Raw genomic sequence first — 14,207 nt, 5'->3', positions numbered from 1 at the left:
TCACGCCGTTCTTGGCGTTCCCGCCCATGCTGCGCCGCGTCGTGTACACCACCAACGCTATCGAGTCCTTGAACTACCAGCTGCGCAAAATCACCAAGAACCGAGGGCATTTCCCCAGCGAAGAAGCCGCCGTCAAACTCTTATGGCTCGCCATCTGCAACATCGAAGACAAACGAGCCGCCCAGCGCCTCACAGACGCAGGAAAACCCCCCAACAAACGAACAGGACACACCCGCCTCATCCAAGGACACACCACCACCAACTGGAAACAAGCCCTCGCCCAACTCACCACCGCCTACCCCGACCGAATCACCCCCTACCTCTAACCCCCATACACAGAAAAATTGACAGGCTCGTGCGACAAAGGCATAACCCGCGTGTTCCCGAAGCGGGGCCTGCGCTCGGGCGGCGCGCTCATCTATCTGCACGGCGGGGCCTACGTGTACCCGATGGTCGCTGGTCAGTGGGGTATCGTCGAGGGCCTCATCGATCGGACCGGGCTGCCCGTCATCATTCCCGACTATCCGATTGCTCCCGCGCACACCGCGACCGACGCGTTCGACGTCGTCCAGCCCATCATCGACGAGGCCCGGGCCGAGTTCGGTCGCGTCATCCTCTTCGGCGACTCGGCGGGAGGCGGCCTGGCGCTGTCCCTTGCCATGCAGCGACGCGACGCGGGTGCGCGTCAGGTGGACGGCCTCGTCCTGTACGCCCCGTGGGTGGACGTGACCATGACGAATCCGCGCATCGAGGAGGTGCAGCGCCGCGACCGGGTTCTGCGTGTCCCCGGCGCGGCGTGGGCGGGCCGTGCGTGGGCGGGCGACCTGGACCCGGCCGACTGGCGCGTCAGCCCCCTGTACGGTGACCCGTCGGGACTGCCGCCGATGCGTATTTTCCAGGGGGACGCGGACATCGTCGGCCCCGACGTGATCGAGTTCGCGCGCAAGGCCGCTCGCGCTGGCGTGGACGTGCGCCTGCGCGTGGAGCCGGGCGGTTTCCACGTGTATGTCCTGGGCGTTCCCACCATTCCCGAGGCCGAGGCCGCCCTCGACCGCAGCGCTCGCTTCATCTCGTGGATCCTCACCCAGGGATGACTTGTGTTTCACGCGGCGTTTCACGGCCTCGTTGATGAGGGACGAGGCCTGCGCGGGGCAGCGCCCGCCAGCACGCCCACACAGGGGCAGCGCCCGCCAGCGCGGGGAGAGTGTCGGTCAGTGTGCGGGGGCAGCGCCCGCCAGCACGCCCGCGAACCTCAGGACAGTCGCACGTCCTCCAAGACCATGCTGTGCATGTACACGTCGATGGTGAGGGGAGTCTTGTCCGGGTTGAGGACGCACGCCTGGTAGAGCGGCTGCATGATTCCTGACAGCCGGGAAATGTCTCGGCTTTGTGTCCTGATGGAGAAGGTGTGGCGGGTGCCGTCCTCGAAACGCATGTGGAAGTGATTGTTGAAACTGGTGTCGTTGCGCGGAATCCGGTTACGGCTCACGATGTCTTGGTCATAGCTGCAGGAGGTGACCGTGCGCGTCTGCGACCCATCGAATAGGTCCCAGGCGGCGGGAACCAGGTAAAAGAAAGTGGGCGCCGCGATCATGAGGACGCCGATCGTGGCCCAGCCCATGGAGTCTCGTTTTCTACTGTAGGCGCGGCGGTCGCCGGATTGTTTCGCGGCGCGCAGGTCTCCCAGGGACGAGACGATCGCGACGGTTCCGCCGACCACGATGACGAGCCCGAAGCAGCACAGGAGGATGATGCTTGTGAGCATGCCGCTGCCGTAGGCGTCCATGTTGGACATGATGACGTAGGTGGCGACGAACGCCGCCGGGATCGCGATGATGGAGTAGGGGGCCAGACGCCGGAGGGCACCGCGCTTGGGAGCCCCCGAGGGCGCCCCCGGCAGGGAACCGGCGCCCGGCACGGAACCGGCGCCCGGCACGGAACTGGCCCCCGGCATGGAACTGGCCCCCGGCATGGAACCGGCGGGCGGGCCGGGGATGGGAGGCTGGGAGGGAACGTTGCGGTAGGGATACTGGGAACTCATGCGGATCCTTTGACGGGCTACAGTCGTGTTGGCGGGCGCGTCGTCAGTCGAGGCGCGCGGCCAGAATGGTCCAGGAGTGGGGCATGATCTCCAACGTCATGCCGGTGGTGCCGGGATTGGTCACGCATGCCTCGTAGAGCACGTCGTAGACTGCCTGGCTGCTAGCAGATTCGTTGTCCCGGGGGTTCAGGCGCATGTCCTGCACGCGGGTGGAGCCGTCGGCGAGCTTCATCGTGATCTCGTAGACCTCGTAGTTGATGACGCGGCTCCGTCCGCGGCTGCCGGTGCGCTGCTGCCTCTGGGCGACCGTGTTCGTGCAGCTGGTGACGGTCACGTTGCGCGAGCCGTCGGTGGCGTCGCGCACGAAGGGAGTGAGGTAGGCGATGCTGATCGCTCCGAAGGCGAGGCTGATGGCGACGCGGCCCGCCACCTTCCACAGGCGACGGCGCGGGATGGCTTTGTCGACCCCGCGTTCTCGGGCCTCGCGCGCGTCGCGGATCATGACGGGGATCGCCAGGGGGATGGTCAGGCAGGTGGCGAGGACGCCGACGTTCATGGCGACGCCCGCAAGAAAGTGGAGCGGCCCGTAGTCCGCGTCTATGTACATGGCGAAGGCGAAGAAGATGAGCGGAAAGAACGTGAAGGCCCGGATCAGGTAGTGGTGCTCGATGAGATCCTCGTAATCCTGCCTTGTGGGCGGGTGGTAGGGTTCCTTGTCGGGCTGGGGAACGCTCGTGTTAGTCACCGGTGTGTCCTTCGGGCGTGGTATCGACGAGGCGATGGCCGGCTCGCGCGGGCACGCGGGCTCGCGTCGGCCTGATCGCCGTGTGCCTTGCCAGGATAGACCCGTGTGTCCGCGGGGTAGTCACCGTGTCCACGCACTGGCGGCCCGGTGTTGACGGGGCGTCGGCGTCGCGTGACAAACCTCCCTCCGGCGTTGTGGGCGCGGCTTGGCGGCGCCTAGTTGTTGAGCCGGGCATCCGCGATGACCCACGTGCGAGTGTAGTAATCCACGGTCATGGACGCGGCCCCCGACCGCAGATGACACGCTCGATAGAGGACTCCCACCGCGCCGCCCTCATGCTCGATATCCTCTGCGCTGTCCATCTCGATGGTCGTCGTGTGCACGGTCCCGTCGTCGAAGGTCATGGTGAATTCGTTTTCGTACACGGTTGTGCTCCCGCTGCGGTAGGACGATTTCTCCATCGAGTACTGGTCGTAGGTGCACGACGTCACCGTGAATGCCTGTGGCCCGTTGGCGAGGTCGAGGGCGGCGGGCACCCCGTTGGACAGAGCGAAGTACCCGAGCAGCAGTCCCACAAAGCCAACCATGATGAGTCCGGGCTGTCGTGAGAGGGCGTCATTCTCGTTGCCCTGCGCCCTGGATGCACGCATGCGGCGGAGCACGATGACCGCGAAGGGGATGCACCCGAGCGCAGCGATGAGAAGCACGCCGCTCTTGATGAGCGTCCACTGAAGCACTTCCGGGCCGACGGTGAAGGACTCGCCGATCATGTACACGAACGTGGCGATGAGGATGCCCAGCGTCGTCAGGATGCCCCACAGCCAGAAGTGTCCCTTGGACTCTTTCTTCGGCTCGCGCGGCGCGCCGGTCGGGGATGCGCCCGGGTAGGAGCTTCCCATCGTCGAGGCCTGGGTGAGGCGCGCTTGCCCGTTGGGGCCTCGCTGCCCGCCCACGCTCGGGGCGGTCGGGTCGGCCTCCCATCCGCCCCGGTTGCGCGTGATCGGTGGTTGGGGGACGCCGCTGGAGGGCGCGTCCTCGCGCGGAGACCACGGGTCGGGCGCCTGGGCGGGGGAGCGGCGTGCGGAGGCGGACGGGTCGAAGGCAGACGGATACGGGTTCTGGTTGCTCATGGTGGACCTGAGGAGAGGGGGAACGAGGCTGGGGCGAGTTCGTTCGTGTGTCAGTTCAGGCGGGCGTCGACGATGATCCAGCTGTGCTCGTAGACGTCCAGGGTCATGGACGCGTTGCCCGATTGCACTTTGCAGGCCTGGTAGAGCACCTCGTAGGTGCCGCCCATGGTCTGGATGCTCGTGGGCTGGTTTGTCTCGATGGTTGTCGTATGCAGCGTCCCGTCGGTGAGGATCATCGTGAAGTAGTTGTCGTACACGGTGCGCCCGCCTCCGCGTCGACGTGACCTTCGATGTGAGCCCTGCTCGTAGGTGCACGAGGTGACGGTGACCGTATGGTGGCCTTCGACGAGGTCTTGGGCAGCCGGGACGCCGTAGGTGACGGAGAAGTAGCCGCTGAGGGGGAGGATGATGATGGCGAAGAACAGGGCGCGAACGCGCATGCGGCTGGTTGCGATGTCGCCGGCGGCCTTGGCTCGCCGCAATTCGCGGAAGGAGCGGGGGATGCTGACCAGGCACCCGATGGCGACGATGAGCCCGAGCCCGCTTGCTGCGGCCGTCCAGGTGAGTCGTTCCGTGCCGAAGTCGTATGAGCCTCCCACCACGGCGTAGATGACGATGGCGAGGACGGCCAGGATCGTGAGGATGGTCGTCGCGAGGGAACGCTTCTTCTGTTGGGTGGGGGCAGTGGCCTCTTCGTCGGGCGAGGGGTCGGGCTGGGCGTACCCGTAGGAGGCGGCGCTCGCGGGTGTCTGGTTCTGCGGGTACTGGTAGCCGGGGTGCGGGTTGTGCTGGCCCTGATACGCGCCGCCGTAGCCGTCGGGTGACGCGGCGCCGGGCGCCTGGTAGGGCTGCCCGTACTGCGGGTACTGGTATCCGGGGGCCTGCTGGGAGTAGGCGCCCTGGTCGGAGGGGTAGTTGTACTGGGAGGGGCCGACGGGGGGAATCTGTCCGGGGCCGGAGGGGTTGTGCGGGGAGTTGAACTGGTTGGGGTTGCTCATGTGGGGACCTATGCTGTGAGGGGTGTGTGGCGAGGCCTGGGCTAGGAGGGTGCGCCCGCCGCGGCGGGCAGGCGCGCGGTGAGGGTCCAGCTGGCAGCCTGGGTGTCTGTGTCCACACTACCGCCCACGCTCGTCGCGAGGGCGCGGATCTCACCCATGTGACGCGCACCCAGGACGGGGGCGCGATCTGTGAGCGCGCTGATGGTGAGGGTGAGGGCTTCCTCCGTCGCCGAGCCGGTGACGGTGAGCGACGCGTTCTTGTCGAGTTCGGCGATGTGGGAGAAAACCAGGTAGAGGATTTCCGCGCCGACGGCGTCCCTGTATTCGCTCAACGGCGCGTACTCGTTGAAGAGGTTGATGATGGTGAAACCGGATTGCTGAGCGTAGGTGATGGCTCCGTCGATGCTCGCGAAGTCGCTGGGCTGCTGGGGGTGGGTGGGAGGCGTGGCTGTGGTGTTTGGGGGGAGTGTGGGTGTTGCGGGTGGCGTGGCGAGGTGGGCGGGTACCTCCGGGGAGGGGTGCCCGGCTGCGTGCCGCGGCGGGGTCTTCCAATCCCTGTACAGGAATCGGATGCCGGCAAAAGTAGCGACCACGATGGAGACAATCAGATAGGAGGCCGCTGCGGTGACGACGGTCGGCGACCATGAGCCAGGTGAGAAGAAAGAGCCTAGGACGATATTGAGGGACAAGAACGCGATGATCAGTGCAAAGATGAGGAGCTGCTCGCGCGAGGTGGCTTTCTGCTTGGTCATGTGCCGCTCATTCCACTCGTGCGTCGACGAGGACCCGGCTGTGGTGATAGACGTCCACGCTGAGGGGTGCGGAGCCGGATCGCCTTTCGCACGCGAGAATGAGTGCCACCGAGAAGGAGATGCGCGTTTTCGTGCGCCCGCGAGGGGACGTTTTCTGGGGTTGGGTGGTCATGATCTCCTGTTGCGGGTGTTCGGGCTGAGGTGGGCGATGCTTGGGCTAGGAGGGCGCACCCGCCGCGGTGGGCAGGCGCGCGGTGAGTGTCCAGGTGCCGACCTGTGCGTCGGTGTCCACACTACCGCCCAGGCTCGCTGCGAGCGCCTGAATCTCATCGATGGGACGCGCCTCAAGGACGGGGGCATAGGCGGTGAGCGCGCTGATGCTGAGCGAGCATTCCGATGGAGTGGATGATCCGGAGACGGTGATGGATGCGGTCTCGTCCAGCGCGCTGATGTGGGAGAGGACCGCCTCAACGATGCGTGCTCCGAGCGCTTCAATGTCGTCGGGCAGTGCGACATCGGGGGTGAACAGGTTGATGACGAGGGAACCGGACCGCTGGGCGCGCGTGATGGCGCCCGCGATGGTCGCCTCGTCGCTGGTGCGCGTTGGCGTGCCCGTGAGGCGGCTGCGAGCCTGGCGCAGCCAGGAGGCCGTGCCTTCCTGAGAGGAGGGGTGCTGCGCGGAGCCCTCACCGGCCTCGTGCTCGGAGTTCTCGGGTGGGCGCGCTGGGTGTTCCCCGGCGGACGGGGGAGTAGGGGTGGTGGAGCGTTCCTGAGCGCCGTTGTCGGACGTTGAGGAGACGTGGCGTGCCGCGTAGTACGTGGCGATGAGGATGATGCCTGTGGGGGCGAACCTGATGAGGGTGTGGATGGGCCCGGGGATGTCCAGGTCGGACACGAGGGATATGACGATGAAGCAGAGGAGGAAGAGCCCTCCCATGATTCCCAGGGTCCTCATCTGCTGGGGGCTCAGGCCGCCCGGATCGTTGTTGTTCATCTCGTCGCCTCCTCCGTCACGCGGTGTTTAGTCGACCCACATGTCGACGATGATCCAGCGGTGCTCGTAGACCTCCGGCGTCATCTCGAAGTCGTTGTCGACGTGACGGAGAATTCTATCAGTGGTGTTCCGCGACGAGGAGTCACGAACGACGCGCGCGTCGGCGATGCGCACAGGGCAGGCGCGGCGTGCTCACACGTCCGTAGGGGTCGCGCCCGTCCACTCGTACCAGCCCTGATGCTGGACGATCCACGCCATGAGGGCGTAGCCGGCCTGGCCTGGCAGGGTTTGCCCGTCCGCGCCGCGCGCCATGGAGGCCGCCATGTCCTCGAACCACTGGTCGTGGGCGACCAGCGGCGTGTAGCAGTCGACGAAGGGGATGCCTCGGCGCGCGCACACTTCGGAGCACGAGGAGGCCAGCGCCTTCAGGGACCCGGAGTCGACGCCGGCCAGGGGCGGGGGGCCCACCACGAAGCTGGGGATGCCCAGCGACGTGGCCCGGTCCGTGATGTTAGCGAGGTTCAGGCGCGAGCGAGCCGTCGAAATGCCCGCTGCGACGTCGCCGGGGCCCACGCCGATGACGAGGCCGTGGGGCTCCCCGTCGGCCAGGCGCGGCAGAACCTCCGCCTCCCATCGCGCGGCCATCTGCTTCGTGGTCTCCGAGGGGACGGCGAGGGTGAGGAACGTGGCGGGCAGATCGAACGTGGAGTGGGCGTTGACGCGGCCTACCCAGCCCAGGCCTCGGGGGTCGCCGACGCCGGCGACGAGCTCGTCGCCGATAAAGCAGATGCGCATGGTGTTCCTTTCCGGATGTGCCTGCGCGCGCCCGGATCGCGGGCGCGCGCAGGGAGCTCGCTAGCCTTCGAAGGCCTGCGCAATAAGAGTAGCTGCCTGCTCCTTGTGGAGCGACGCGCGTCCAGCTGCCGTCGTGGCCGACTCGGGGCGCGAGACGAGACGCACGGGGCGTCCCAGCGAGGGGAACAGGTTGAGCGCCAGGTGCGGCAAAGCGCCCTGGTTGCGCGGCTCGTCCTGCGCCCACGTCACCGACGCGTTCGGGTACTGGGCCAGGGCCTCGGCCACCTCGGCCTCGGGCAGGGGGTAGAGCTGTTCCAGGCGGATGATCGCCGTCGACGTGTCGCCTCGGCGCTCGCGCTCCTTGGCGAGGTCGTAGTACAGGCGTCCCGAGCACAAAACGACGCGCGTCACCGATGCGGGGTCGGGGATCGTCGAGTCGCCGATGACGGGCTGGAAGCCGCCGGAGGTGAACTCGTCGAGGTGTGAGGACGCCGCCGACAGGCGCAGCAGCTGCTTGGGCGTGAAGGCGATGAGCGGCTTACGCGGGCGCTTGTAGGCCTGGGTGCGCAGCAGGTGGAAGTAGTTCGCCGGCGTGGAGGGCTGAACGATCCACATGTTGTCCTGGGCGGCCAGCTGGAGGTAGCGTTCGATGCGTGCGCTCGAGTGGTCGGGTCCCTGGCCCTCGTAGCCGTGGGGCAGGAGCATGACGAGCGAGGAACGCTGGCCCCACTTCTGCTCCGCGGAGCACACGAACTCGTCGATGACGGTCTGCGCGCCGTTCGCGAAGTCGCCGAACTGGGCCTCCCAGATGGTGAGCGTCTCGGGGCTCTCCAGTGAGTAGCCGTAGTCGAAGGCCAGCACGCCGTACTCGCTGAGCGGGGAGTTCCACACGTCAAAACGAGCCTGGTTTTCCGTCAGGAAACGCAGCGGCGTGAACTCGCGCCCGTCGTCGGCGTCGTGCAGGACCGCGTGACGCTGGACGAAGGTCGCACGCGCCACGTCCTCGCCGGACAGTCGCACGCCGGTGCCCTCCATGAGGAGCGTGCCGAATGCCAGGAGCTCCGCGAAACCCCAGTCGATCGGCTTGTTGCCGAGCGCCATCTCGAGGCGACGTTCGCACAGCTGACGGAGCTTGGGGTGGGGAGCGAAGCCCTCGGGGAAGCGCGTGTGCGCGCGGCCGATGCGGCGCAGCTGCTCGGCGGGGGCAGCCGACGTCCAGCCGATCATCATGCCGATGCCGGGCATCTGGGACTCCGGCATGGTCCATTCCTCGTCGGGGGACTCGCCGGCCTCGCCGACCCCGACGGTCAAGGCCGGATCGTGCGTGCGGCTGCCCGGGTTGATCTCGGACACGGAGGACGCGCCCCCAGCGCGGGTCTCCTCGAGGATGCGCCCGAGTTCCGCCTCGTACTGGGTGATCGACTGGCGGGCCTCGTCCTCGGTGAGCTGACCGCGGCCCACCAGGCCACGGATGTACACCGCGCGGGTGGAGGGGATGCGGTCGATGAGGGAGTACATGACCGGCTGGGTCATCGACGGGTCGTCGCCCTCGTTGTGGCCGCGGCGGCGGTAGCACACCATGTCGATGATGACGTCCTTGTGGAAGGCGTTGCGGTACTCGAAGGCGAGGTGCGCGCAGCGGATGACGGCCTCGGGGTCGTCCGCGTTCACGTGCAAGATCGGGATCTGGAGGCCCTTGGCCAGGTCGGTGGCGTAGCCGGTCGAGCGCCCCTGCGTCGGGCCGGTCGTAAAACCGATCTGGTTGTTGACGATGATGTGGATCGTGCCGCCGGTCTTGTAGCCCTCCAGCTGGGAGAGGTTGAAGGTCTCCTGGACGACGCCCTGGCCGATGAAGGCCGCGTCGCCGTGGATGAGGATCGGGATGATCGGCAGGTCCGGGTCGCCGAGGGCCTCCTGCTTGGCGCGCACGATGCCCTCCAGGACGCCGTCGGCGGCCTCCAGGTGCGAGGGGTTGGCACCCATGTAGACCTTCGTGGCCAGCCCGTCGTCCAGGGAGTACACGCCCCACGTTCCCAGGTGGTACTTGACGTCGCCGGACCCCTGGACGGAGTTAGGCATGTAGTTGCCCTCGAACTCGTCGAAGATCTGCGCATACGACTTGCCGGCGATGTTGGCCAGCACGTTGAGGCGGCCGCGGTGGGCCATGCCGATGGCGACCTCGTGGATGCCGCTGCGCGCCGAGTCGGCGAGGATGTGGTCGAGCAGCGGGATCAGGGACTCGCCGCCCTCGAGGGAGAAGCGCTTTTGACCCATGAACTTCGTTTGGAGGAACTCCTCGAAGGCCTCCGCGCGGATGAGGGTGCCCAGGATGTGGCGCTGGGCGTCGGGGGAGAGGGCCTCGTAGGGGCGTTCGATGCGGCGCTGGACCCAGGCGCGCTGTTCGGGGTCCTGGATGTGCATGTATTCGATGCCGACGGTGCGCGTGTACGTGTCGTGCAGCTGCGTGAGGATGTCGCGCAGCAGCATCTGGTCCGAGCCACCGAATCCGCCGGTGGGGAAGGGACGGTCCAGGTCCCACACGCTCAGGCCGTAGGAGGCGATGTCCAGGTCGGGGTGGCGGCGCACGCGGTAGGCCAGCGGGTCCGTGTCGGCCGCCAGGTGTCCGCGCGAGCGGTAGGCGTGGATGAGTTCCGCGATGCGCGCGGGCTTGCCTTTTTCACGGTTCGGGTCGTACTCGTAGTCGGCCTCCCACGAGTAGGGGCGCGCGGGCACGTGCAGGGACGTGAAGACGCGCTCGTAGAAGCCGTCGCGGCCCGACAGCTTCGCGTCGACCAGGCCCAGGAGGCGGCCCGACGCCGCTCCTTGGATGATGCGGTGGTCGTAGGTGGAGGAGAAGTACATCGTCTTGCCGATGCCGAGGGATGCCAGCCGCTTGGGGGAGACGCCGCGGAATTCGGCCGGGTAGTCGGTGGCGCCCACGCCGACGATGAGGCCCTGACCGACCATGAGGCGCGGCACGGAGGTGGTGGTGCCCAGCGTTCCCGGGTTCGTCAGGGTGACAGAGGCGCCCTGGAAGTCCGCGGTCGTCAGCGTTGCGTTGCGGGCGCGCGCAACCAGGTCCTGGTAAGCGTCGACGAACTCGGAGAAGGTCAGGGTGTCGGCGTCGTGGATGACGGGGACCTTGAGGGAGTGATTGCCCTGCGCGTCGGCCACGTCGATCGCCAGGCCGAAGCCGATGTGCGCGAGCTGTTCGACGGCGGGCTTGCCGTCCTCGAGGGTGTAGCGCACGTTGAGGTCGGGCATCTCGCACAGCGCCTCCACCAGCGCGTAGCCGATGAGGTGGGTGAAGGAGACCTTGCCGCCGACGGTGCGCGCCAGGTGGGCGTTGATGAGGGCCCGGTTTTCGATGAGGAGCTTGGCGGGGATCTGGCGCTGGGAGGTGGCCGTGGGGATGGACAGCGAGGCCTCCATGTGCTTGGCGGTCGCGCGGGCGGCGGACTTCAAGACGCGGAGCTCGTCCTGGGTGGGGGCTCTGTGTGAGCGGGTGAAGGCGGCTCGTCCGTGCTGCTGGCGCGTGTAGGGGCTGGTGGCCTCGGCGAGCGCGGCGGGCGGGGCGGGGGGCAGGTCGGAGCGCGTGACGGAGACGACGTGTGTGGCCTCCTCCGGGGCGGGCTGAGCGTCCTCCTCGATGTCGAGGGTCGGCGGCGTGACCGATGCGGGGATCGCGTGATCGGCGGGGGCCGAGGCCTCGGCGTGCTCGATGGACCCGGCCGGCTCGGGCGTCGCGGGAGCGCCCTCGGGGATGTGGGGACGCTTGGCGCGCAGCTGCGGGGGAGCGGACTCGGTGGAGAAATAGGCGCGCCAGGAGGGATCCAGGAGCTGGGGATCACGGTCGTAGAGGTCTCGCATCTTCGCGATGTACCACTGCGGATCGGGCTGGGAAGCGGTGGGAGTGGGCACGTATTCCTCCGTAAGTGTCGCGCCGCGCGCATGGGCCAATTCCCGCGCGGCCATACCGTAGCGATTCTACCGCCGCGTGATTGTCTTCACGAAACCTGGTACAACTTTGGCGTGTTATTCAAGGGCCTTTGGTCCGTCATAGGGAGAGTGTTGGCACTGCTGCCCCTCTGTGGGGACGCGCACGCGAGGAGTTCGGCCCAGGAACGCTAGACTGGAGACACCATGGACTGCGACACTGTCGGCTCTCCCGCCGCTCTCTCCCACCCCCTGCCCGCGCGCGTGCGCCTGGCCTGCCCCGGCCTCGTCGAGGGGGCCACGCGATGACGACCGCGCTCATGCTCCTGCTTGGCGTCGTCCTCACCGCCGGCACCTTCGTCTTCGTCTCCGCCGAGTTCTCGCTGGTCGCGGTCGACCAGGCCGTCCTCGACAAGAAAGCCGAGGAGGGGGACCGCGGCGCCGCCTCCGTCCTGCGCGCCACCCGCACCCTGTCCACCCAGCTGTCGGGCGCCCAGGTCGGCATCACCCTGACCACCATCCTGCTGGGCTACACGACGCAGAGCGCGCTCGCGCAGCTGCTGGAGGACCTGTTGGGGTGGGCGGGGCTCGCGTGGGGCTTGGCCACGGCCATCGCGGCCTTCGTCGCAGCCGTGTTCATCAACGTCTTCTCGATGCTCTTTGGCGAGCTCGTGCCCAAGAACCTCGCCCTGGCCCACCCGATGTCCACGGCCAAGCGCGTCGTTCCCTTCCAGATGGTGTTCACCGCCATCGCCCGCCCCATCATCTGGGTGCTCGGCGGAACCGCGAACTGGGTGCTCGCCCGCATGGGGATCGAGCCGCAGGAGGAGATTTCGTCGGCGCGTTCCGCCTCCGAGCTGGCCGCCCTCGTGGAGCATTCCGTCGAGGAGGGCACCTTCGACATGTCCACGGCGGACCTCTTCGTCAACACGATCCGCATGAGCACGCTCAGCGCCGCCGACGTCATGACCGACCGCGGCCGCCTGCACACCCTGAGCGAGGGCGACAGCGCCCAGGACGTCCTCGACCTGGCCCGCGAAACCGGTCACTCCCGATTCCCGGTGATCGGCGACGACTCCGACGACATTCTCGGCCTCGTGTCCCTGCGCCGCGCGGTCGCCGTGCCCGCCGAGCGCCGCGCCGACGTGCCCGTCGTCTCCTCCTCGCTCATGACCGACGCGCCCTCGGTCCCCGAGACCGTGCCGATCGGTCCCCTCATGGTCCAGCTGCGTGACGAGGGCCTGCAGATGGCCGTCGTCGTCGACGAGTACGGCGGCGTGTCCGGGATCGTCACCCTCGAGGACGTCGTCGAGGAGATCGTCGGCGAGGTCTCCGACGAGCACGACCAGCGTCGCCTTGGCATCCGCCCGCGCCCCGACGGTACGTTCCTCGTGCCCGGAACGCTGCGCCCCGACGAGCTCGCGCGCCGCACCGACATCCACCTGCCCGAGGACGGCCCCTACGACACGATCGGCGGCCTCATCATGAACGAGCTGGGCGAGATTCCGGTCGTTGGATCGCGCGTGAGCGTGGACGGCATCGGCATCGAGGTCACCCAGATGCAGGGACGTCGGGTCGCTCAGGTGGCGATCACGCCCGCCCCCGAGGCCGAGGACGAGGAGGTGTCGCTGTGAGCGTCGGAGTCGGTCTCGCCATCACCGTGGCCCTGCTGGCCGTCAATGCGTTCTTCGTGGCCGGCGAGTTCGCCGTCACCTCGACGCGCCGCTCGCAGGTCGAGCCTCTCGCGGACGAGGGGGCGCGCGGAGCCAGCGCCGCTCTCTTCGCCCTGCGGCACGTCTCGCTCATGCTGGCGATCTGCCAGCTGGGCGTGACGGTCGCATCCACGACCCTGGGCGTCGTCGCAGAGCCCGCGATCGCCCACCTCGTCGAGTCTCCTCTGGAGCGCCTGGGTGCTCCCGAGGCGACCAGCCACGTCGTCGGTTTCGTCGCCGCCCTCGTCATCGTCCTCTTCTGCCACGTCGTCTTCGGCGAGATGGTCCCGAAAAATATCTCGATCGCCGCCCCCGTGCGCATGATCCTCATCCTGGCCCCCGTCCTCGTGCGCCTGGGCCACGTCCTGCGCCCCATCATCGAGGCCATGGACCACTTCGCGAACTGGTTCGTGCGCCGGACCGGCTACGAGCCGCGCTCGGAAATCTCCGCCACCTACACGGTCGAGGAAGTGGCCTCCATCGTCGTGGCCTCCCAAGCCGAGGGCGTGCTGACCGACGAACTCGGGCTGCTCAGCGGCACCCTCGAGTTCTCCGAGGAGACCGCGGGATCGGCGATGGTGCCCCTCGACGACCTCGTCGTCCTGCCCGCGGGCGCAACCCCCGCCGACGTCGAAGATCGCGTCGCTCACACCGGATACTCGCGCTTCCCGATCGCCGGAGAGGACGGCGTCATCGTCGGCTACGTCCACCTCAAGGACGTCCTGTACGCCTCCGGCGAGGAACGCGACCAGCCGATCACGCCGTGGCGCATTCGCCGCCTCGAGTCCGTTTCCTCCTCCGACCAGGTCGAGGACGCTCTGCGCCACATGCAGCGCACCGGCGTCCACTGCGCTCTCGTGCGCGACGAGGGCGACCTGGTCGGTATCCTCTTCCTGGAGGACATCCTCGAGCTGCTCGTCGGCGAAGTGCGTGACGTCCTTCAACGGCCCTGACGAGGCAGCGGTTGGCACAGCCCACGGCGGCGTTGCTAGAGTGGAACGATCAGACAGCGAGAGGGGAGAGAGCGTGAGCGAGAACGAGTGCCCGCTGCCTAAGCGGTCGCAGCTGCGCGCCGCGCGCTCCCAGGGCGGCGAGGACTACCCG

12 protein-coding genes and 1 pseudogene are annotated in these 14,207 nt (G+C 67.8%); 4 read left to right on the top strand and 9 right to left on the bottom strand.

The window, feature by feature from the left end:
* The coding region (locus tag HMPREF1138_RS10770; protein WP_202898343.1) for a transposase at positions 1-326 on the top strand (326 nt) is incomplete at its 5' end.
* A 39-nt stretch (positions 327-365) separates the two neighbouring features.
* Positions 366-1,094, top strand: a pseudogene (locus HMPREF1138_RS05320) (alpha/beta hydrolase); the annotation flags it as partial.
* 158 nt (positions 1,095-1,252) lie between these two features.
* Here the strand turns inward: HMPREF1138_RS05320 and HMPREF1138_RS11075 are convergent.
* The 9 genes from HMPREF1138_RS11075 to HMPREF1138_RS05280 form a co-directional block, all read right to left on the bottom strand.
* The gene (locus HMPREF1138_RS11075) at positions 1,253-2,041 is read right to left on the bottom strand and encodes a hypothetical protein (protein WP_009057444.1); all 789 of its coding nucleotides are present in this window, start codon (positions 2,039-2,041) and stop codon (positions 1,253-1,255) included.
* Positions 2,042-2,084: 43 nt separating this feature from the next.
* On the bottom strand, positions 2,085-2,786 hold the full coding sequence (locus HMPREF1138_RS05310; protein ID WP_009057430.1) for a hypothetical protein: 702 nt from the start codon (positions 2,784-2,786) through the stop codon (positions 2,085-2,087).
* Positions 2,787-3,001: 215 nt separating this feature from the next.
* The gene (locus HMPREF1138_RS05305; protein ID WP_009057435.1) at positions 3,002-3,916 is read right to left on the bottom strand and encodes a hypothetical protein; all 915 of its coding nucleotides are present in this window, start codon (positions 3,914-3,916) and stop codon (positions 3,002-3,004) included.
* Between the two features lie 50 nt (positions 3,917-3,966).
* Positions 3,967-4,914: a hypothetical protein gene (locus HMPREF1138_RS05300; RefSeq protein ID WP_009057432.1), complete on the bottom strand. Its 948-nt coding sequence runs from the start codon at positions 4,912-4,914 to the stop codon at positions 3,967-3,969.
* A 41-nt stretch (positions 4,915-4,955) separates the two neighbouring features.
* On the bottom strand, positions 4,956-5,666 hold the full coding sequence (locus HMPREF1138_RS05295) for a hypothetical protein (RefSeq protein ID WP_009057439.1): 711 nt from the start codon (positions 5,664-5,666) through the stop codon (positions 4,956-4,958).
* Between the two features lie 217 nt (positions 5,667-5,883).
* A complete protein-coding gene (locus HMPREF1138_RS10485; RefSeq protein ID WP_009057452.1) occupies positions 5,884-6,660 on the bottom strand; it encodes a hypothetical protein in 777 nt (258 codons plus the stop codon).
* 27 nt (positions 6,661-6,687) lie between these two features.
* Positions 6,688-6,834 (bottom strand): hypothetical protein, encoded by a 147-nt coding sequence (locus HMPREF1138_RS11070; RefSeq protein ID WP_155887139.1) that lies wholly within the window; start codon positions 6,832-6,834, stop codon positions 6,688-6,690.
* Positions 6,835-6,852: 18 nt separating this feature from the next.
* Positions 6,853-7,455: a GDSL-type esterase/lipase family protein gene (locus HMPREF1138_RS05285; RefSeq protein ID WP_009057437.1), complete on the bottom strand. Its 603-nt coding sequence runs from the start codon at positions 7,453-7,455 to the stop codon at positions 6,853-6,855.
* Between the two features lie 60 nt (positions 7,456-7,515).
* Positions 7,516-11,430, bottom strand: coding sequence for a multifunctional oxoglutarate decarboxylase/oxoglutarate dehydrogenase thiamine pyrophosphate-binding subunit/dihydrolipoyllysine-residue succinyltransferase subunit (locus HMPREF1138_RS05280; protein ID WP_039937029.1), 3,915 nt, complete (start codon positions 11,428-11,430; stop codon positions 7,516-7,518).
* Positions 11,431-11,696: 266 nt separating this feature from the next.
* Between HMPREF1138_RS05280 and HMPREF1138_RS05275 the strand changes: the two genes are divergently transcribed.
* Both HMPREF1138_RS05275 and HMPREF1138_RS05270 read left to right on the top strand, forming a co-directional pair.
* On the top strand, positions 11,697-13,025 hold the full coding sequence (locus tag HMPREF1138_RS05275; RefSeq protein WP_009057428.1) for a hemolysin family protein: 1,329 nt from the start codon (positions 11,697-11,699) through the stop codon (positions 13,023-13,025).
* Positions 13,022-14,056: a hemolysin family protein gene (locus HMPREF1138_RS05270; protein ID WP_009057442.1), complete on the top strand. Its 1,035-nt coding sequence runs from the start codon at positions 13,022-13,024 to the stop codon at positions 14,054-14,056. The genes HMPREF1138_RS05275 and HMPREF1138_RS05270 overlap by 4 nt, the downstream gene beginning before the upstream one ends.
* The last annotated feature ends 151 nt before the right edge of the window (positions 14,057-14,207 follow it).

Source organism: Actinomyces sp. ICM58, from assembly GCF_000283035.1.
Lineage (GTDB): Bacteria > Actinomycetota > Actinomycetes > Actinomycetales > Actinomycetaceae > Pauljensenia.
Note: the sequence above shows the minus strand (reverse complement) of the source record. Positions and strands in the feature narration are given on the sequence as shown.